The following is a 20531-nucleotide window of genomic DNA, read 5'->3' as shown; positions in this document are numbered from 1 at the left end:
GCGCGTCACGGGTCCGGGGCGGCATCCCGGAGTCCGCCGGCGTGCAGGCGGTGACCTGGTGGTTCGGCCTCGGCGCGGCGGGTTCGGGGCCGCGGCGAGGTGTGGCAGACAACTGACCTGCCGATCACGGCGCAGGGAGCCTGATCGGTGATTGCATACGGTATGGAGTGCTGAAATCGTGTGTCCAGTGGGGCGGCATGAAGCTTGACCAGTGCATTACCCAACTACCTTTGGGAGCAGTGCAGTTACGCGGCGCAGCGGAACGGGACGGCCGGTTCCGGGCATGCCGAAGGACCCCGCGGGGGATCCCCACGGGGCTGCACGAGACATGGCCCGCTGCATCACGCCGCAGCGGGCCGTACCCTCAACTCCACCGTCAGCGCAGCAGCTTCACCGCCTCGACGACCAGCGGGTGCACGCCGGCTGCGTCGGAGTCCACCAGCGCGCGGAGCCTGGTGCGCATCCGCGGGTCCCAGAACCTGCCGATGTGTCCGGCCAGTTCGGTGGCCGCCTGCGCCGTGGGCAGATGGGCGAGGTTCAAGGCGATGTCATTGGCCATGCGGCACTCGGACGGCTCAGTGGTGGCCATGTTTGTCAGTCTCCCGCCGTCAGGGCGCCCACGGGGGCCTTGCCGGCCGCCGTGGCCCTTTCATGCCCCGGCGGCGCCAGGGCGACCTGGACGGCCGTCACCTTGTACTCCGGGCAGTTTGTCGCCCAGTCGGAGTTCTCCGTGGTCACCACGTTGGCCCCGGTGACCGGGTGGTGGAAGGTCGTGTAGACGACTCCGGTCGGCATCCGGTCGGAGACCAGGGCGCGCAGCGTGGTGCGGCCGACCCGGCTGGCCAAGGTGACCAGGTCACCGTCGGTGATCCCGCGGTCCTCCGCGTCGTGCGGGTGCAGTTCCAGTACGTCCTCGGGGTGCCAGGCGACGTTGCCTGTGCGGCGCGTCTGCGCCCCGACGTTGTACTGGCTGAGGATGCGCCCGGTGGTGAGCACCAGCGGGAAGCGGCGGGTGGAGCGCTCATTGGTCGGCACGTACGAGGTGACGACGAACTTGCCCTTGCCGCGGACGAATTCGTCGATGTGCATGACGGGTGTGCCATCGGGCGCCTCGGCGTTGCACGGCCACTGGACGCTGCCCAGCTTGTCGAGCAGCGCAAAGGAGACGCCCTCGAAGGTCGGGGTGACCGCGGCGATCTCGTCCATGATCTGGCTCGGGTGGTCGTACGCCATCGGATACCCCATGGCGGTGGCGATCTCGGTGACGATCTGCCACTCGTGCTTGCCCGCCTTCGGCGCCATCACCGCGCGCACCCGGTTGATCCGGCGCTCCGCGTTGGTGAAGGTGCCGTCCTTCTCCAGGAACGACGCCCCGGGCAGGAACACATGCGCGAACTTGGCGGTCTCGTTGAGGAACAAGTCCTGGACGACGACGAGTTCCATCGCCTCCAGGGCCGCGGTGACATGCTTCAGGTTCGGGTCGGACTGCGCGATGTCCTCGCCGTGGACGAACAGGCCGCGGAAGGAGCCGTCGATGGCCGCGTCGAACATGTTGGGGATGCGAAGCCCCGGCTCAGGCAGCAGGGCGGTGCCCCACAGGTCCTCGAACACGGTGCGCACCGCGTCGTCGGAGACATGCCGGTAGCCGGGCAGTTCGTGCGGGAAGGAGCCCATGTCGCAGGAGCCCTGGACGTTGTTCTGGCCGCGCAGCGGATTGACGCCCACGCCGTCGCGGCCGATGTTCCCGCACGCCATCGCAAGGTTGGCCATCCCCATGACCATGGTCGAGCCCTGGCTGTGCTCGGTGACGCCCAGACCGTAGTAGATCGCCCCGTTGGGTGCGCCCGCGTACAGCCGGGCGGCCGCGCGCAGTTCGTCGGCCGGGACCCCGGTGACCGGCTCGACGGCCTCGGGGCTGTTCTCGGGGCGGGCCACGAACGCGGCCCATTCCTCGTAGCCCTCGCACCGCTCGGCCACGAAGTTCTGGTCGACCAGCGCCTCGGTGACCACCACGTGCGCCATGGCGTTGACCACGGCCACGTTGGTGCTCGGTCGCAGTTGCAGATGGTGGTCGGCCTCGATGTGCGGCGAGCGTACGAGGTCGATGCGGCGCGGGTCGACCACGATGAGGCGGGCGCCCTCGCGCAGCCGGCGCTTCATCCGGGAGGCGAACACCGGATGTCCGTCGGTGGGGTTGGCGCCGATCACCATGATGACGTCGGCCTCGGCGACCGAGCGGAAGTCCTGGGTGCCCCCGGATTCACCGAAGGTCTGCTTGAGCCCGTATCCGGTGGGCGAGTGGCAGACGCGAGCACAGGTGTCGACGTTGTTGTTGCCGAACGCGGCGCGGACCATCTTCTGGACGACGTACACCTCCTCGTTCGTGCACCGCGAAGAGGTGATCGCGCCGACCGCGCCCGTCCCGTACGTGTCCTGCAGAGCCCGCATCCGGCGCGCGACGGTGGCGATGGCCTCGTCCCACTCGACCTCTCGCCACGGGTCCGTGATCTTCTCGCGCACCATGGGCTTGAGGACGCGGTCGGGGTGCGTGGCGTAGCCGAAGGCGAAGCGGCCCTTGACGCACGCGTGGCCCTCGTTGGCGCCGCCGTCCTTGTACGGCACCATGCGGACGAGTTCGTCGCCGCGCAGTTCGGCCTTGAAGGAGCAGCCGACGCCGCAGTACGCACAGGTGGTGAGGACCGAGCGGGTGGGCATGCCGAGGTCGACGACCGACTTCTCCTGGAGCGTGGACGTGGGGCACGCCTGCACGCAGGCTCCGCAGGAGACGCACTCGGAGTCCATGAAGGACTCCCCCGCGCCCGCCGCCACCTTGGAGTCGAACCCGCGTCCCTCGATGGTCAGGGCGAATGTGCCCTGGATCTCGCCGCAGGCGCGAACGCAGCGGGAACAGGCGATGCACTTGGACGCGTCGAAGTCGAAGTAGGGGTTGCTGGTGTCCTTCTCGGCGTCGAGGTGATTCTCCCCCTCGTAGCCGTAGCGCACCTGGCGCAGTCCGACGACGCCCGCCATGTCCTGCAATTCGCAGTCGCCGTTGGCGGGGCAGGTCAGACAGTCCAACGGGTGGTCGGAGATGTAGAGCTCCATGACGCCCTGGCGCAGTTTCTCCACCTTGGGTGTCTGGGTGCGCACCTGCATACCGTCGGCGCACGGGGTGGTGCAGGAGGCGGGTGTGCCGCGCCGGCCGTCGATCTCGACCACGCACAGCCGGCAGGAGCCGAAGGCCTCCAGGGAGTCGGTGGCACACAGTTTGGGGATGTCGACGCCGGCGAGCGAGGCGGCACGCATCACCGAGGTGCCCTCCGGCACGCTCACCGGTATGCCGTCCACCTCGAGCGCCACCGTGGCCTCCCCCGGTCGCTCCGGGGTGCCGTGATCGGGTTCCTTGAGCAGTGTCATGCCGTGCCCTTCGTCCTCGTGTCGGCGGCGACTTCCCCGAGGAAGTCGTCCGCGAAGTGAGCAAGGGCGCTGCGCACGGGCAGCGGGGTCAGTCCGCCCATCGCGCACAGCGAGCCCTCGGTCATCAGTTCGCACAGGTCGTCGAGGAGTGCCAGGTTCTCGTCCCTCTGCTCCCCCGCCACGATCTTGTCGATCACCTCGACGCCGCGCACTGAACCGACCCGGCACGGGGTGCACTTGCCGCAGGACTCGGCCGCGCAGAACTCCATGGCGAAGCGGGCCTGGGCGGCCATGTCGACGGTGTCGTCGAAGACCACGATGCCGCCGTGTCCGACCATCGCCCCGGCCGCGGCGAACGCCTCGTAGTCCATCGGCAGGTCGAACGACGAGGGCGGAAGGTAGGCGCCGAGCGGCCCGCCGACCTGCGCGGTGCGCACCGGCCGGCCCGACCGCGTGCCGCCGCCGTACTCCTCGATGAGTTCGCGCAGCGTGATACCGAAGGCGGTCTCGACGATGCCGCCGCGGGCGATGTTGCCGCCGAGCTGGAAGACCTGGGTGCCGCGGGAGCGCTCCACACCGAGCTCCTGGTACGCCTTGGCGCCCTGGGCGAGGACGACGGGTACGGTGCCAAGCGTCAGGACGTTGTTGACGACGGTCGGCTTGCCGAACAGGCCCTCGATCGCGGGGATCGGCGGCTTCGCGCGGACCATGCCGCGCTTGCCCTCCAGGCTCTCCAGCATGGAGGTCTCCTCGCCGCAGATGTACGCGCCCGCGCCGACCCGCACATGCAGATCGAAGTCGAGCGGCGTGCCGAGGACCGAGGTGCCGAGCCAGCCACGCTCGCGGGCGATGTCGATGGCGGCGCGCATCGTGGCGACCGCGTCGGGGTACTCGGACCGGATGTAGAGGTAGCCCTCGCGGGCGCCGACGGCGTGCGCGGCGATCGTCATGCCCTCGATGAGCAGGAACGGGTCGCCCTCCATGAGCATGCGGTCGGCGAAGGTTCCGCTGTCGCCCTCGTCGGCGTTGCAGCAGATGAACTTCAGCTCGCCCGGGCAGTCGAGGACGGTCTTCCATTTGATGCCTGCGGGGAAGCCCGCCCCGCCGCGCCCACGCAGGCCCGAGTCGGTCACCTCGGCGACCACGTCGGCGGGCGTGAGCTTCAGCGCGGTCCGCAGCCCTGTGAGACCGCCGTGGCGCAGGTAGTCGTCGGCGTCGAGCGGATCGATGACGCCGACGCGCGCGAAGGTGACCCGGTTCTGCCGGGCCAGCCACGGCAGTTCGTCCACCGGGCCGAGGCGCAGGGGGTGCTCGTCGCCGTCCAGCAGGCCGGCGGCGAGCAGTGCGGGAACGTCGTCGGGGGTCACCGGACCGTAGCCGATACGCCCGTGCTCGGTGGCGACCTCGACGAGCGGTTCGAGCCAGAGCATGCCGCGCGATCCGGTGCGTACGAGATCGATGGCCACGTCGGCACTGTCGGCGGCCTGTTGGATTGTGGCGGCCACCTCGTCGGCGCCCACGGACCGGGCTGCCGAGTCGCGGGGGACGTAGATCCGCACATGGGGCTGTGCGGGATGCTGGGTCATGACCGGGGTGCCTCACTTTCGTCGGGCGTGGCGCCGACGCCGTCGCGCCGCGTCTGGTCGGTTCCGTGGAGCAGTGCGCCGAGCCGCTCCGTGTCCACCCGGCCGTGCATACGTCCGTCCACCTCGACGGCGGGGCCGAGGGCGCAGTTGCCGAGGCAGAAAACCTGCTCGACGGTGACCGAACCGTCCTCGGCGGTCCGGCCCAGGGTGAGCCCCATCTGCCGTACGTACTCCACGAGATACCCCGCGCCCTGGGCCTGGCAGGCCTCGGCGCGGCAGATTCGGACGGTACGGTGGCCCGCGGGCTCGTCGCGGAAGTCGTGGTAGAAGCTCACCACTCCGTGCACGTCGGCCCGCGAGAGGTTGAGCTCGTCGGCGAGCACCGGTACGGCCTCCTTGGGCACATGCCCCAGTTCGGCCTGCACGGCGTGGAGGATCGGCAACAGAGCGCCACGCTGCTCGCGATGGGCGTCGGCGATCTTCCTCACCACCTGCTCCACCGTCGGATCACTGGTCCGGATCTTCATGGTCGTGCGGCCTTTCGTCAGGGCCGTGGAAGGGGTACGGGCACGGGCACCTGGGGGTCCGGTCCGAGCACCACGGTTCGCGTTCACAGGGGCACCTCGACCTCCCCTCGCACGCACGGCGCAAGGGGCGAAACAGTCCTAGCGAAGCATGCAACCCTGATGCATACAAGCTTTTTGCATACAGAATCCCACATGGAGTTGCCTGCCGATCTGCTTCGAAGGACGGTCAACTCCGCTGTTGGCCAGCTGCGTTGATCCAATGCGCGATCACCCTCCGCCTCGGTGGGACATCACGCAAGGCCGTCACGGGACACCACACTGCATACGAAAACCTGTATCCTGAATGGACCGCCGCGCGGTCCGCCCGGGGGTAACGGCCGGGACAGCCACCGACTCGGTGAGCTCGGGGGCGGAACAGGAGAACCATGCGCCAAGGCCTGACGGCTGACTCCGCCCGACGCGTCGCCCGCCCGGCGCCGCTGCGCCAGGCGGTGTCCGATGCCCTGGCAGAGCTGATCATCAGCGGCACCCTGAAATCGGGCCAGCATCTGGTCGAATCGGATCTCGCCGAGCAACTGGGGGTCAGCAGGCAGCCCGTGCGCGAGGCGCTCCAGCGCCTGCACAGGGACGGCTGGGTCGACCTCAGGCCCGCTCAAGGCGCGTTCGTGCACACCCCCACACAGGAGGAGGCGACCCAACTCCTCGACGTCCGCACAGTGTTGGAGACCTACTCCGCACAACTGGCGGCGCGTCACGCCAAGCCCGAGCACATCGAGCGCCTGTGGCAGCTCCAGCAAGAAGGCTTGGACGCACTGACGGAGAGCACGACCGACCGCCTGGTCGCCGCGAACACGGCCCTGCACACATACATCACATCCGTGGGCGGCAACGACGTGCTCGCCGAGCTGATCACACAGGTGGGGCGCAAGGTGCGCTGGTACTACACCCCGATCGCCAACTCCCGCTCCAAGGGCTCCTGGAACGAACACGCCCGCCTCATCGAGGCCATCGCAAAGGGCGACCCTGAGCGGGCCGGCGAGATCATGCGCAAGCACACCGAACGCACCCGCACCTACCGCAAAGCCATCGCGGCGGAGGCCGCGAACGCCTGACCGTCGCCGGAGCGCGCGGTCCCGGAAGCGGATCGCGCCAGCGCGCCCAGCGAGGGGTGCACCGCGCCGGACCCGACGACGGCGCACAGCTCGAGCAGCCACGGCAGCACGGCGCCGAACAGAATCTTGAAACCCTCGCCGTCCGCCCCCAGTATCGCCTCGGCCGGGATGCGCACCGGGTCGGCGACCACCGTGGACGTGGCGCTGGCAAGCGGTGCCCCGGTGGCGCGCGCCGGAACGAACAGGCCGGGAGCATGGGCCGGCACGCCCCAGAGCGTCAGGCCACCGTCCGAGGCGACAGACGACCAGACATAACTGTCCGCCTCACCTGCGGCTACCACATCACGCTTGCGGGCCCGCAGTGCCACCACGCCTCCAGTACGCCGCGCGGTCGAGCGCACCGCTCCCCCGGCGCCGTCCTCCACCACTGCGAGGGTGCACAGGTGGCGGCCGGCCGCGACCTCACCCCGCAGCCACCGGCCGCCGTACGCCTCGACCACCGCGGCCGCCGCGTAGTGGGACTGGAGCACCGCGGCCGTGGCCGGGCACACGGGCATGACCCGGGCTACCACCTCGGCAGCTCGCGCCAAGTCGGCTCCGCCACCGGTGGGTTCGGCCGAACAGGTCAGCCCGAGGAGCCCGGCCCGGCCGAGCGCCGTGACCGCCGCACGCGGGAACTTCCCTTCCTGGTACGCCAGTTTGCCGGCCGGAGCGATGACGTGGTCCAGGACGTCATGCAGTGCGCTGGGATACGACACGGGGCGCCCCCTCAGGTGCGATGTCCGATCCGCCCCGGGCGGGCGGTCCCGATGGCCTCGGCCGCGGATCGCGGATCGGCGAGGCACTGGCTTGCATTGCATACAGTATGCCATTGTTCCCCGCGGCGCTACGTATCGGACGGCCCCGGCCACCCGACTCCCCTTCGAACGACGCAAAGTCGCGTGGATGCAAGGACTCTCAGTCGAGGTCCGAGATCTCCCTCAGCAGCCCCGACGCCACATCGAAGACGAAGCCCCTCACGTCGTCGGTATGCGGCAGGAACGGCGACGTATGCACTCGCCGCATCGACTGCCGTACGTCCTGGTCGACGTCCTGGAACGACTCCACCGCCCAGGCCGGCCGCTGCCCGACCTCCCGCTCCAGCTCGTACCGGAACTCCTCGGTCAGCGTCTGCAGGCCGCACCCCGTGTGGTGGATGAGGACGATGCTTCGGGTGTTCAGGGCGCGCTGGCTGATGGTGAGGGAGCGGATGGTGTCGTCGGTGACCACTCCACCAGCATTGCGGATGGTGTGGCAGTCCCCCAGCTCGAGTCCGAGCGCGGCGTGCAGGTCGATTCGGGCGTCCATACAGGCCACGACGGCCACTCCGAGGACGGGACGGGCATCCATTCCGGGGTCGCGAAACGCGTCGGCGTAGGCGCGGTTGGCCCGCACCAGGGAGTCGATGACCGATTCCTGGCCAGGGGAACCGGTGGACGGGCGTGCACCGGAAGGTGTCGAAGTCAACATGGTCGGTCGCCTCTCAGGGTCGATGCTCGGGCAGAACGGAGCCGGGCAGAATGCTGTCGCCCCGGCGAACCGGGGCGACAGAAGGGAGACCAGAAGCGGTCGTCAGAAACGCGGGCGGACCGGTACGGGGGGCGCCGCGCGGGGACACCCCGGATCTGCCCCGCGCGCGGCGGGGCCGAACCTCCTACTCAGAGCGCCTCCCTCGCAGCCGCGCCCGTGGCCGTGCGGACGTCCCCCTGGTTCGGCCGGCCCGGTGCCCGCAGGAACACCGCAAGTACCGCGGAGGCGAGCCCGATGCTGCCTGCCAGGGCGAAGGCACCGCCGTAGCCCCAGGCACCGACCACGAGGGCTCCGACGCCGGAGCCGACCAGGCCGGAGATCAGCTTCGAGCTGTAGACCATTCCGTAGTTCGAGGCGTTGTTGTTCTCACCGAAGTAGTCCGCGGTCATCGCCGCGAACAGCGGGAAGATGGCGCCGCCACCGAAGCCGGAGACCATCGAGCAGAACAGGAAGAACGGCATCGAGCCGATGTCGCCGGAGAAGAAGACCCCGAACTGCGCGGATCCCAGGACCAGACAGACGATGATCAGCGTGTTGCGGCGTCCGTACCGGTCGGAGATCCAGCCGATGACACCCCGGCCGGTCCCGTTCACGATCGCCTTGAGCGACATGGCCGTGGCCACGATGCCGCCGGCGAACCCCATCTCCTTGCCGAACGGCACCTGCATGGCGATACCGAAGATGTTGATGCCCGCCGTGCACAGGAGGCAGAACCACATCATCCACAGCACCGGGGTCCGGGCCGCCTCACGCGGGGTGTACTGCTTGACCGCCGGCGGGTTCTTGGCCAGCGACCGCACGATCCGCGGGTCGTCCGAGACCTTCAGCGGATCGACGTGATGGGGCCACCAGTTCTTCGGCGGGTCCTTGAAGAACCAGCCGGCGACCGCGACGGCCGCACAGCAGATGACCCCGACGGAGACCAGTACACCCTGGTAGTTGGACAGATCCATGTACGAGGTGAACAGGAACACGAACGGCACCGAGCCATAGGCGAAACCGCCGTTGACCATGCCGGTCTTGCCGCCCTTGCGCTCCGGGTACCACTTGCCGACCATGTTCACGCAGGTCGCGTAGACGAGTCCGGCGCCGATGCCGCTGAACATGCCGAAGCCGAAGTAGGCGACGATGACATGCGGTGCGTACGCCAGCGAGAGATAGCCGAGCAGGGTGCCCAGCGCTCCGAGCATCATCGCGCTCCTGGCCGGCAGTCTCCCGCTCTCGCGGAGCTGCCCGGCCGGGAAGGCCACGGCTGCCTGGAAGAAGATCCAGACCCCCATCAGCCAGAAGATGTGGCCGCTGGCCCACAAGTGCGCGTCGTGCAGGGTCTCCTCGGCGGAGGTGAACGCGTACTCCGACGAGCTGATGCCCATCATGCCGATCCACGGGAAGAGCACCATGGTCCAGCGCGGTCTCCGCATGATGTCCCGGTCGGTCTCACCGAGCCGGTACACGCGGCCGTTGCGGTCCGTCACCTCTCTGTACGGAATGTGTGACGAGATGTCAGTTGTCGTCATGCCATTTCCCCTACGTCGCAGAACCCTGGTCAGCGCCCCCTGTCCGGTTCTCATGTGCCGTCAGGACCAGCCCGCCCCGCGACTCACCCCACGGCCGGCTGGGTTCCCTGCACCCTGGCCCGGCCCGGAGCGCGCGTGCGCTCACGAGTCCTGACTTCGCGTCACCACATGTGCGACCCCCTCCACGACGACGGGAACAGTGATCCACTCCACACGCAGAGGCTTTGCATACGATATGGAGTAGACCGTATTCTGTAGACGGGTCGCCGCTCTGTCTAGGGGCCGTACTCCGTCTTTCTCGCCCGGATGTCACGCGGAGGTCCGCGTACGCCGCGTCGGACCGCCGCGGGCCCCCATCGGACCACGATCTCCTTTGGGGCGTCGGGGTGTTGCTCAGGTCGGCGACGCCGCCCAGCGGCACCAACGCAGGGGCTCCGGGCGGTACGCGGACGCGGCCGTCGACCCGCGCGGCGTCGGACGGCCGACGAGCCGAAACCCGCAAGCCCGGCGTTCCACCCCGTCGTGCCACGCGTCCCGAGGACGACCCGCCGGCCGTCATGGAGAGACGGGCCGCCATGCGGGAGCGCCGCAGGGCCAGTTCAGGCACCTCGCTGCCCGGGGCCGCTCGGACGAAGGCGCCCTCGCCCCCGAGGAAGACTTTGAGCCCCCTTGCGCAGGGACCGGATCGCTTCCACGGAGTCGAGACCGCGCAGGCTCGGCGGCGTGAGGCCGATCTCCGTGCTGAGCGCGCGTCGATAGTGGCCGCGGCATCCCGATGGCGCGGTCGCTCCGCACGTTGCTATGGACGTGCGTAGGGCGCACTGCGGCCCTGGGCCTGCCGATGTCTTATTGCCCTGCAGGCCAAGGAAGTTGACGACCTCGCGGATGGTGAGCACCGCATGCTGGTGCGATCGTGCAACGGGTCATCGACGGGGTTCACGGTGGCACTCATGGCTTCGCGTTGCCGGTCCACTGTGCCGTTGCGAGGTGGGATGACGCCGGGTGGGCGGGCCGGACGGTGCCAGGGGGCGCCTGAGAACACACCGTCCGGCCTCGCACCCGCGCCGCGGCGGCGGACGGGGTCCGCCGCCGCGGGCACGATGAGGGCCGACGCCTCAGTCTGAGGTCATACGGTCAGTACGGGCGGCGCAGTGCGGATACCCGTGGATCCGGGACACAACGCGGTGCGCAGCGCGCGACCGACGCCGACCGGCGTGGCCATGACGGCGGCCGTGGCGACAGCACGTACGCACGAACACACCGTCGGCCGGTCCGAGCGGCATCAGATCACCCCGCCGGTCCGCAACTGGGCCAACTCCTCGTAATTTAGGCCGAGTTCCCCGACAAGGACCTCTTCGTTGTGCTCGCCGAGCAGGGGCGAGCTGATGATGTCGACGGGGGAATCGGAGAGCTTGAGCGGGGATCCGACGGTGGCGAACGAGCCGCGCTGCGGGTGCGACACCTCGACGACCATCTCGTTGGCGACGAGCGAGGCGTCCTCGATGATCTCCTTGGTGGAGAGGATCGGGCCGCACGGGATGTTGTGGGCGTTGAGCTTCTGCAGGACATCCCACTTGGGGAGCGTCGAGGTCCACTCCTCGATGAGCTGGAACATCTTGCCGAGTTTCGGGAGCCGCACCTCCGGGGTCGCCCACTCGGGGTCATCTGCCAGCTCGGGCCGCCCGATCAGCTCGCTCAGCGGCCGCCAGCCGACCGGCTGCACGATCACGTACACGTAGTCGTTGGGCCCGCCGGGAGCGCACCTCACGGCCCATCCGGGCTGCCCGCCGCCGGAGGCGTTCCCGGAGCGTGGCACCTCGTCCCCGAAGTCCTCGTTCGGATACTCGGCCAACGGACCGTGCGCGAGCCGCTGTTGATCCCGCAGTTTCACCCGGCACAGATTGAGCACGGCGTGCTGCATGGCCACGTTCACGCGCTGCCCACGCCCGGTGTTCTCCCGCTGGAAGAGGGCAGCCAGAATGCCGGCGACGGCATGGATGCCGGTCCCCGAGTCGCCGATCTGCGCGCCGGTGGCGAGCGGCGGCCCGTCCTCGAACCCGGTGGTTGCCATCGCCCCGCCCATGGCCTGCGCGACGACCTCGTACGCCTTGAAGTTGGTGTACGGCCCTTCGCCGAAACCCTTGATGGAGGCATAGACGATTTTCGGGTTGATCTCCTGAATGCGCTCCCAGGTGAACCCCATCCGATCGACGGCGCCCGGCCCGAAATTCTCGACCATCACATCGGAGCGCCGGATCAGCTCGGTCAGCAGCTCCTTGCCGCGCTCCGTCTTCGTGTTGAGGGTGATGCTCCGCTTGTTGCAGTTGAGCATCGTGAAGTACAGGGAGTCGACGTCCGGGAGGTCGCGCAGCTGCTTGCGCGTGATGTCGCCGGTCGGCGCCTCCACCTTGATGACGTCCGCGCCGAGCCACGCGAGAAGCTGGGTAGCGGAGGGCCCGGACTGCACGTGCGTCATGTCCACAACTCGGATGCCTTCCAGTGCCTTTGCCATGGCCGTCCTCACCTCGCTGATGCGTCATGTCGTCGGGTTGGCTAGAGAGGAACACGGTCGCGTGGGGGGCCGGCCCCCCACGCGCACATCCTGCGCGACGACGGCAGTCATCACGCCTGCACAACCACACACTGTAGATTGCATACCGTATGGAGTCGCCATCATCGTGGCCGCATGGGGCGTCGTTGTCCAGAGGCCGCACGCGATTCCGCGCGAAACCGTCGAGCCGCGCCGGAGTCTCCCGGTGACGAACGATCGCTCACGGCACACACGCAGAGATCCGGCGGAACCCAGGGCACGGCGTCCGCGTGCTCTTCGGACTACTGGCCCTCCCTCCTGCGTGCCGGCCGTTGCTTCAGGCCCAAGGCACTGATCAGGGTGGCCCTTACGCTGACAAGATCACGGCACGGTGAAGCCGGGCTCGTTGTAGAGCAGGCCGTACGTCTGGGCATCCGAACCGGTCATGCCGATCCACGGTTGAGCCGGGGTGAAGTCCGCGGGGGCGGACGCGGTGATGGTGCCGTGTCCGGCTACCCCGCTGCGCTGGCCTGCCCCGTCGTGGTCGAGTACGCCGCCCAGCCAGAAGGTGCGGGGCACGGCGTCGTTGTTGGTGAAGATGGTTTCGGCCGAGACCCAGGGTGGACGGTGGGGGTCGAGCGGTGACGGTCGGCGGTCTACTGGTCACAGCCGTCGTTCACGGTTGTCGGGGACGCGTCCCGGTGCTTCGAGCGCCCCTCGTTCGCGCTCTGCCCTGTCACGTCGGGTCCGCGTCACCGTGAGGAGCAAAGTGGGTTGTCAGGTCCGGTGTCGTCGGGTGCCGCGACGGAGATATTCGGACGACTGCCGGTCGCCCGGGATGTCTGACCGGGGGTTGGTGCCCGGCGGCAGGCGACCGGCCGCCGGGCGGACACTGCTCAGACCAGCGCGTTCTTGTAGAAGATGCTGGAGCGCCGGTCGCCCTCCACGCCGGTGGCGAAGCCGATGAAGAGGCGGGCCTCGCCGGCGTCGGTGCGGTAGATCGCCAGGCCCTCGGGCTCTCGGTATTGGAGAGTGGAGCCGGCCTTGGTGAGGACGGGGCCCTGCTCCACGGTGCCCGTGTTGATGTCGATGCTGGTGACGTAGGAGTTGCCGTCGCCGGTGGGGGTGCCGTCGCCGGGGTACGCGTCACCCGTCAGGTAGTACATGTACGAGCCGTAGAGGGTGTAGCCCTGCGGAGTGCCGGAGATCGTCGGCTGCTGGAAGTCGACCAGCGGCGACCCGAAGCTGCCCGTCTGGAAGGCGGAGAGGGGGTACACGGCGATGCGCTTGCCGGCGCTGGTGTTGTAGCGCACGATCATGCGCTGGTAGACCGGGTCGACGGAGCAGGTGTACTCGGTGGCCCCGGAGATCGGCCGGTAGGCGGCCGAGGCAGCCGGCGAGCCCAGGGTGGTGTTGGCGGTGTAACGGATGGGGGTGAGCGCGGTGCCGTACCCGTTGCCGTTCGCGGCGCACTCGATCCACAGGTCGGTGCCGGAACCGCTCGGCAGCGCGGCGAAGGCGACGCCGTGGCCGAAGCCATTGAGGTGCATGTACGAGATGTAGTTCCCGTCGAAGTCCATCTTGTTGATGCACAGGTCACCGGCGGACTCGGCGCTGTCAGTCCGCTTGGTTGCCACGAACAGGAACTTGTTCACCCAGTCGAAGGCGAAGCTCTGCTGGACCCGCGCACCGTGCGTGTCCTTGGACCGGAACAGGTCGTACGACGGCTGCGTGAGATCGAACCGCTTGGTGGTGGCCACCGCGGCGGAGGCGGTCTGCGCACCGACGCCGAGCCCGAGCGCGGCAAGCGAGGCGCCGGCGCCAGTGCGTATGAGGCCGCGGCGGGAGAGGGGGAGGCCAGGGGTGCGGTTCATGGGGGACTCCATGGGGCATGGGTGGGGGGCAGGGACATGTGATGCTATCCGTCACAGGGGTAGGGGTGGTGTGACGGGCCGGGTCCCGGTGGGCAGTTGAGTGTCCGGTTGCCCGGGGCCAGGCGCGAAGTGGTGTCGTCGGTGGCCGCCCCGGACGGACGTCTCTCCGGGCAACACCCTTGCGGAGGGCGTAGACGATTCCGGCCGGCGCCACGCGGTGAGGCACCCGGAGCCGACCAGCGCGCCGGCACCTCGCTCGGGTGGCTTCGGCAGCAGCGGGGCTATGCGCTCCCAGAGGTCATCGGACACAAGCTCATCGGACACCCCGCGGACTCTGCTCGTCAGGGCCGCCGACAGCCACCCGACACGCCGGTCTCATGCTGAAGCCTTGGCTTCGGTCACGCTGAACCACCCCGGGCGTACGTCGGCCAGCAGGGGCTTCAGCGACTCCACTGCGGACCGCAGGTCCATACGTGGGGTTATGAGGCTGAGGCCAACTCCGCCCATAGCAGCGCAGCCGCCAGAGGTCGAAGATCTCCGTCCCGTCGGCCGCGAAGTCCACGTCAATCTCCGTGCCGTTGTGGCTGGTGAAGCTGCAGCCTGCTCCGTCGACCCGGTAGGGAGTAGGTGCCGATCTCACCGTTCCGGCTGATCCGGTGCGAACGGACCGGGCCGAGCACGTCCCGCTGGCTGTTCAAACGGGGCGATCGCCACCCTCATGGCCTCACCAACGGCGTTGAGAGCATCGATGTGATCGATCACAAGGTCACGCGCTGTTGGCGCGTGCGGCCCTCCCGCAGCCGAAGCCCGCCCCATACTGCCTCACCCCCGTCCATGCTCGAAACGGTTGTTCCACGTGGGCTTCCGACATCTCTGTCGAACGACATTCCGAAACGAGCTGTTGGCCGGACGGGCCGACTACATCGCTCGGCCACACGCGTGGCTGACATCGCACAGCCGAAATACCGCCGACAAGACCCCGCAGACCATCAACCCCGGGTGCCTGTGGTCAGAATTCGCGGTCGATGCCCGTCACGGCGACCGGCCCCAGTGGGGCATCGTCCTGTGAGAAGCCGCTATCCCTGAGCGCGCTGGAAACCAGACGTACTGCCTCCGCCTCGGCGCCCGCCCGACTGTCGGCCTCGACTTCGATCCTGACGGAAAACGTACTTCCCTCACCGACCGTCAGAAGGTTCAACTCCTCACTCTCCCCCAGGTCGGTGTTCTTCGGATCCCGAGGGCGCAGCCTGCGTTCCATAGCGGTGCGTGAGGCATCGGTGACGCCGTGGACGAACGTACCGGGAACAGTGATGACATAGGTGGTCACAGGAACTCCTTACACGGACGCCCCTGCCATACAGGGTGCATCCGGCCTGATGAGGGGCTGTGGTCACTCTCCGGAGTGACAGCCAGTCAGCACACGTGCCTTGGCCGGCACTTGCACCGCCTAGCCGTCCCTTCCTTCAAAAACACGCCGCTCAGCGGCCCCCTCGTCCTCAACCACTCCACGCCGATCCGACAACTCCAGCACCTTCCCACAGTGCTCACACAACTCCCCCTCCCCCGCAGGCGTGCCACACGCCTTACAGGTCTGCTGTCCCTCCGCTTTCTCCGCCATGACGCCTCCACTTCATCGAACAAGCTGTAAGCGCCGCGTACCCCACAAGACCCATCGGAACCCCAGCAGCTCAGAGCTCCCCACTCCGATTACGAACAGACCGGGAACCCGCCGGCGCCCGCATTCCTGACCGCCACACCCCCGGCCGCCCCAGGACCACAGGGCCCCGCCCAGCCGGGCCGGTTCCTCGCGCCCCTGCGGCCTCAGAGCACGGGCGGCCTCGCGCTCCTGACGGCGCCGCTCCTTGCGCACCTCGCACGCGTCTTCCTTTCCCATGCTGGTGAGAGCGTCGGTGATCTGCTGCCACTGGCTGCAACCGAAGCGCCACCACACCGGCCCATGAGGATCACGGGAGCGCAGCCGGTCGATGTGGGTGGCGATGACAACGAGGACTGCGTCATCCAGACGGCCACCACTCGTCCCACCAAGGTCGGTCAGCCCGACCCACGCTGACTGATCCTCGGACTCGCCGCCTGCCTGCGCCACGGCATAGCGCTTCCAGCACACTGCGGCTGACCCATCGCTCGGTCTCGTGTGACTGCAGCCTCTTCGTCCAGGCGCCGTTCAACGTTGCGAATCCTCCTCATAGACATCACGCTGCGAGCGTGCTGTCATGCGACTTGAATGATTTCCAACGATGGAAGAACGACCGGCGCGGCGTGGACGAGCCGACCGGCCGACGTGAGATACGGAGTCGCACACGAGGCCGTTACCAACGAGGCGACGGTCGCGATCCCTTCGAGGGCAGATCAGTCTTGCCGCCGTCCTGAGCACCGTGGCCGCCATGACGATGGTGGCCGGCGTCGGTCCCGCATCGGCAGGCGGAGCACAGAATCACCGGATACCGACCGTCTCGGCCGGCGATGCGCGTTTCGAGATCCTCTCGCCGACGCTGATACGCACCGAGTACGCGGGCGACAGGAAAATCACCGACGACCCGACGTTCAACGCAATCGGCCGCGACGGGTTCACCCCGGCCGCGTACACCGCCAAGACGTCCGGCGGCTGGCTCTCCATCACGACGAGCGCCATGACCCTGCGGTACAAGGTCGGCTCGGGGCAGTTCGACGCGCGGAATCTCTCGGTGCAACTGGCGGCCGGCGGCACTCCGGTGACCGCCACCCCCTGGCAGCACCTGAGCTGTGCGCTCGGGTCCTTGTGCGAGGCCGAGAACCTGTGGGCCGGCGGGGTCTCCGTGGCGTCCGATCACAGGGGATACACCGGGACCGGCTTCGCCGCCGGATTCGAGAGCGCCGGAAGCTCGGTGTCCGCTGACATCGATGTCAGTAGCGCAGGCGTTTACCAGTTCGATCTGCGGTACGCCAATTCCCTCGACGCGACGGTCAGACCCAGACCCGTACCTTGACCCTCTCCGTGGACGGCGGCGCGCAGCAGAAGGTGAATCTGCCGTCCACGGCAAACTGGGACACGTGGAAAGCCGCCCAGCGCAATCTCCCGCCAGGATCCGGGCCCGGGTCGCGTGTGCCGGAGAGCTACGAATCGGCGCGCGCACCGGCCGCATCCTTGCGGCGTCCGGGCCGTGTCCCGGTGAAAGCGTCCGACGGCGGCGTTGTGGAGTACCTCAACTGCACGATGGAAGCGGGCGGCCACCACTGCGGATGCCCGCCGGCCGGCCTGGCAGCTTCGCCGGCTCCGGCAACGCCCAGCTGGGCGGTTTCGGTTGGATCAGCCGCTCGTTGTTCCGGCCGCAGGCCCGGTCGCGGCGTCCGGTCCGGAAATGGCGGCTCGATCCGCGCTAGGAAGCTCGTGCGTCGTGCTTCTCGCGGTTGGCGAATACTTGGTCCATGTGGGTCTGCGCCCACTGTCTGAGCCCGCGTGTCAGGTGGTGGAGTGAGAGGCCGAGGTCAGTCAGCTCGTAGGTGACGGTGACGGGGACCGTGGGTGTCACGGTGCGGATGAGCAAGCCGTCGCGTTCGAGGGCTCGTAGGGTTTGGGTCAGCATCTTCTGGCTGACGCCGGCCAGTAGCCGGGCGAGCTCGGAGTAGCGCATCGCCTTCGGGGCGTGCGATGCGCCGGGCTGTTCGGACGCGTCACCGCCCAGTGCGCACAGGATCAGGACGACCCACTTGTCTGAGATCCGGTCGAGGAGCTGACGGCTGGGACACACCGCCAGGAACGCGTTGTACTCCGCCTTGGCCTGGGCCTTCTTGTCGGCCTTCGTCGTCGTCACTGATCTCGCCTCTCACCCTCTGGGTTAGTTACACACTTTTGGGTGCCTACTTCCCGAAAGGAAGTATGCCTCCGACACTGGTCCAAGCGGGCCGGGGACACCACCCCTGGCAAGAAGCGAAAGGCACTGCAATGAACACGTCCTCCACACCTCTTCCGGGCGGAACCTGGACGCTGGGTGACTCGACCGTCACCCGGTTCGGCTACGGCGCGATGCAGCTCGCCGGCCCGTGGGTCATGGGGCCGCCCGCCGACCACGACGGCGCCCTGGCCGTCCTACGCGAGGCAGTCAGCCTCGGGATCACCCACATCGACACCAGCGACGCCTACGGACCGCGCATCACGAATGAGCTGATCCGCGAAGCGCTGCACCCCTACCCGGACTCGCTGTTCATCGCCACCAAGGTGGGCGCGACCCGCGACGCACAGGGCGGCTGGCCCGCGGCCCGGCGCCCTGAAGACCTGCGCAAGCAGGTCCACGAGAACCTCGGATCCCTCGGCGTCGAGACCCTCGACCTGGTCAACATGCGCATGGGCGACGCTGAGGGCCCCCAGCCCGGCTCGATCACCGAAGCATTCGAGACGCTCGTCGACCTCCAGCGAGAGGGTCTCATCCGCCACCTCGGCGTCAGCAATGTCACCTCGGAGCAGGTCGCCGAGGCACGCGGCATCGCCCCGATCGTCTGCGTACAGAACATGTACAACCTCGCCCACCGCCACGACGACGACCTCGTGGACCACCTCGCCGCCGACTGCATCGCCTACGTGCCGTTCTTCCCCCTGGGAGGCTTCACGCCGCTACAGTCCGAGGCCCTCTCGCAGGTCGCGAGCCGCCTGGAGGCGACGCCGATGTCGGTAGCGCTCGCCTGGCTGATGCAGCGCTCGCCGAACATCCTGCTCATCCCCGGTACCTCGTCCACCGCCCACCTGCGCGAGAACATCGCAGGCGCCGGGCTCTCCCTCTCCGACGATGATGTGGCCGAACTGGACAGCATCGGCCACTGAACAACACACAGGTGGCCGACCGAGACCAGGAAGTTTCGCTCGGATGCGTCGGCGGCGCGGCCCAGAGGGATGCTCTTCAGCCCGGACAGGTCCTCGGATAGGCCTTCTGCATGTCAGTAACATGAACGTCCTCTCACAGCCCACTCGATACTTCGAGAGGAGAAAGAGGCTGTTCGGCCCAGATGGTCTTGCCGTCGCGGCCGTAGCGGGTGCCCCAACGGGAGGCGAGCTGAGCCACCAGGAAGAGGCCGCGGCCGCCCTCGTCGTGGACGCGCGCCCGCCGCAGGTGGGGAGCACTGAGGCTGCCGTCGGAAACCTCACAGATGAGGCCTTCGGCGCGGATGAGGCGCAGCGCGATGGGGCCGCGGGCGTACCGGATGGCGTTGGTGACCAGTTCGCTGACGATGAGTTCGGTGGTGAAGGCGAGCGGTTCCGCGTCCCAGTCGGCAAGCTGACGCGTGGTGAGATCGCGGGCCTGGGCCACCTGGGCCGGGTCGGCCGGCAGCTCCCAGGAGGCGACCCGGTCTGCCGCGAGGGCACGGGTGCGGGCCAGGAGCAGGGCCGCGTCGTCGGATCGGCGCTCCGGCACCACGGAGGTCTCCACGGACTCGCACAGCTGCTCCAGCGACCGGCTGGGGTCGGCCACGGTGCGTGCCAGCCGCTCGAGCCCGATTTCGGCATCCTGTTCGGCGGCCTCGATGAGTCCGTCTGTGTACAGCGCGAGGAGCGTGCCCTCGGCGAGCTCGCGCTCGGCAGTTTCGAAGGGCAGGCCGCCCAGGCCCAGGGGCGGGCCGGGCGGGATGTCCTCGCAGAACTCCACTGCACCGTCGGGCTGCACCAGAGCGGGTGGAGGATGGCCTGCGCGGGCGAAAGTGCAGACGCGGGAGATGGGGTCGTAGACGGCGTACAGACAGGTGGCGCCCTCACAGTCGGGGTCCTCCTGGGTAAGGCGGATGACGAGGTCGTCGAGCTGGGTGAGGATCTCGTCGGGGTCCAGGTCCAGGTCGGCCAGGGTGTGCACGGCGGTGCGCAGCCGTCCCATGACGGCCGCGGCGTGCAGGCCGTGGCCGGTGACGTCCCCGACGACAAGGGCCACGCGGGCTCCGGACAGCGGCAGGACGTCGAACCAGTCCCCGCCGGCTCCGGCGTGGGCGGCGGCGGGCAGATACCGGTGGGCGGTCTCGACGGCGGGGTAGTCGGGCACCTCGTGCGGCAGCAGGCTGCGCTGCAGGGTCAGGGCGGTGTTGTGCTCCCGGGTGTAGCGGCGGGCGTTGTCCACGCACACTGCGGCACGGGACGAGAAGTCCTCGGCCAGGGCCATGTCCCCCTCGTCGTATGGCTGAGATTCCCGGTTGCGGCCGAAGACGGCCACCCCCAGGGTGATCCCGCGGGCCCGCAGCGGCACAACCATGAGCGAATGGGCCCCCACCTCGCGGGCCTTCTCGGCGGTTTGCGGGTCGGAGGCGTACCACTCGTCGGTCTCCAGTCGCCGCACCAGAACCGACTGCCCGGTGGTCAGGCACCGCACCTGGGGGGTGCCTGAACCGCCCCGGTTCGAATAGAGACTCGATTCCATGTAAGGATTG

At 68.6% G+C, this 20531-nt stretch carries 15 protein-coding genes and 1 pseudogene; 3 read left to right on the top strand and 13 right to left on the bottom strand.

Features of this window, described 5'->3' with window-relative positions; translation table 11 throughout:
* Nucleotides 1-376: 376 nt before the first annotated feature.
* The 4 genes from OHA03_RS33420 to OHA03_RS33405 are packed head-to-tail and all read right to left on the bottom strand — an operon-like array spanning nt 377 to nt 5530.
* The gene (locus OHA03_RS33420) at nt 377-589 is read right to left on the bottom strand and encodes a formate dehydrogenase subunit delta (RefSeq protein WP_267007411.1); all 213 of its coding nucleotides are present in this window, start codon (nt 587-589) and stop codon (nt 377-379) included.
* A gap of 5 nt (nt 590-594) precedes the next feature.
* Nucleotides 595-3417 carry a formate dehydrogenase subunit alpha gene (fdhF, locus tag OHA03_RS33415; protein WP_267007410.1) on the bottom strand — a complete coding sequence of 941 codons (2823 nt, stop codon included), beginning with the start codon at nt 3415-3417 and terminating at the stop codon, nt 595-597.
* The gene (locus OHA03_RS33410; RefSeq protein ID WP_267007409.1) at nt 3414-5003 is read right to left on the bottom strand and encodes an NADH-quinone oxidoreductase subunit NuoF; all 1590 of its coding nucleotides are present in this window, start codon (nt 5001-5003) and stop codon (nt 3414-3416) included. Before OHA03_RS33410 ends, fdhF begins: the two co-directional genes overlap by 4 nt.
* Nucleotides 5000-5530: a formate dehydrogenase subunit gamma gene (locus OHA03_RS33405; RefSeq protein WP_267007408.1), complete on the bottom strand. Its 531-nt coding sequence runs from the start codon at nt 5528-5530 to the stop codon at nt 5000-5002. The genes OHA03_RS33410 and OHA03_RS33405 overlap by 4 nt, the downstream gene beginning before the upstream one ends.
* A 425-nt stretch (nt 5531-5955) precedes the next feature.
* Here OHA03_RS33405 and OHA03_RS33400 point away from each other — a divergent pair, with 425 nt between their 5' ends.
* Nucleotides 5956-6642, top strand: coding sequence for a GntR family transcriptional regulator (locus OHA03_RS33400; protein WP_267007407.1), 687 nt, complete (start codon nt 5956-5958; stop codon nt 6640-6642).
* Here the strand turns inward: OHA03_RS33400 and OHA03_RS33395 are convergent.
* The 7 genes from OHA03_RS33395 to OHA03_RS33365 all read right to left on the bottom strand — a co-directional run bounded on the left by OHA03_RS33395 (nt 6603) and on the right by OHA03_RS33365 (nt 15459).
* Nucleotides 6603-7400 carry an acyl-CoA dehydrogenase family protein gene (locus tag OHA03_RS33395; RefSeq protein ID WP_267007406.1) on the bottom strand — a complete coding sequence of 266 codons (798 nt, stop codon included), beginning with the start codon at nt 7398-7400 and terminating at the stop codon, nt 6603-6605. The genes OHA03_RS33400 and OHA03_RS33395 overlap by 40 nt on opposite strands.
* Nucleotides 7401-7599: 199 nt before the next feature.
* Nucleotides 7600-8151 carry a carbonic anhydrase gene (locus tag OHA03_RS33390; RefSeq protein WP_267007405.1) on the bottom strand — a complete coding sequence of 184 codons (552 nt, stop codon included), beginning with the start codon at nt 8149-8151 and terminating at the stop codon, nt 7600-7602.
* A 188-nt stretch (nt 8152-8339) separates the two neighbouring features.
* Nucleotides 8340-9728, bottom strand: a complete 1389-nt coding sequence (locus OHA03_RS33385; protein WP_267007404.1) for an OFA family MFS transporter — start codon at nt 9726-9728, stop codon at nt 8340-8342.
* Nucleotides 9729-11010: 1282 nt separating this feature from the next.
* Complete coding sequence (gene frc / locus OHA03_RS33380; protein ID WP_267007403.1) at nt 11011-12240, bottom strand: formyl-CoA transferase; 1230 nt, start codon at nt 12238-12240, stop codon at nt 11011-11013.
* A gap of 399 nt (nt 12241-12639) precedes the next feature.
* On the bottom strand, nt 12640-12837 hold the full coding sequence (locus OHA03_RS33375; protein ID WP_267007402.1) for a hypothetical protein: 198 nt from the start codon (nt 12835-12837) through the stop codon (nt 12640-12642).
* Nucleotides 12838-13154: 317 nt separating this feature from the next.
* Nucleotides 13155-14132, bottom strand: a complete 978-nt coding sequence (locus tag OHA03_RS33370; RefSeq protein WP_267007401.1) for a teichoic acid biosynthesis protein C — start codon at nt 14130-14132, stop codon at nt 13155-13157.
* A gap of 1009 nt (nt 14133-15141) precedes the next feature.
* A complete protein-coding gene (locus OHA03_RS33365) occupies nt 15142-15459 on the bottom strand; it encodes a hypothetical protein (RefSeq protein WP_267007400.1) in 318 nt (105 codons plus the stop codon).
* A gap of 1075 nt (nt 15460-16534) precedes the next feature.
* On the opposite strand from OHA03_RS33365, the gene OHA03_RS33360 reads away from it, so the two are divergent.
* Entirely contained in the window at nt 16535-17116 is a 582-nt protein-coding gene (locus OHA03_RS33360; RefSeq protein ID WP_267007399.1) for a hypothetical protein, read from the top strand.
* 390 nt (nt 17117-17506) lie between these two features.
* On the opposite strand, the gene OHA03_RS33355 is transcribed toward OHA03_RS33360, so the two are convergent.
* Nucleotides 17507-17941: a helix-turn-helix domain-containing protein gene (locus OHA03_RS33355; RefSeq protein ID WP_267007398.1), complete on the bottom strand. Its 435-nt coding sequence runs from the start codon at nt 17939-17941 to the stop codon at nt 17507-17509.
* Between the two features lie 131 nt (nt 17942-18072).
* Here OHA03_RS33355 and OHA03_RS33350 point away from each other — a divergent pair, with 131 nt between their 5' ends.
* Nucleotides 18073-18945 carry an aldo/keto reductase family oxidoreductase gene (locus tag OHA03_RS33350; RefSeq protein WP_267007397.1) on the top strand — a complete coding sequence of 291 codons (873 nt, stop codon included), beginning with the start codon at nt 18073-18075 and terminating at the stop codon, nt 18943-18945.
* 133 nt (nt 18946-19078) lie between these two features.
* Here the strand turns inward: OHA03_RS33350 and OHA03_RS33345 are convergent.
* Nucleotides 19079-20482, bottom strand: a pseudogene (locus OHA03_RS33345) (SpoIIE family protein phosphatase); the annotation flags it as partial.
* Nucleotides 20483-20531 lie beyond the last annotated feature (49 nt).

It is taken from the genome of Streptomyces sp. NBC_00154 (genome assembly GCF_026342835.1).
Taxonomy (GTDB): Bacteria; Actinomycetota; Actinomycetes; order Streptomycetales; family Streptomycetaceae; genus Streptomyces.
Note: the sequence above shows the minus strand (reverse complement) of the source record. Positions and strands in the feature narration are given on the sequence as shown.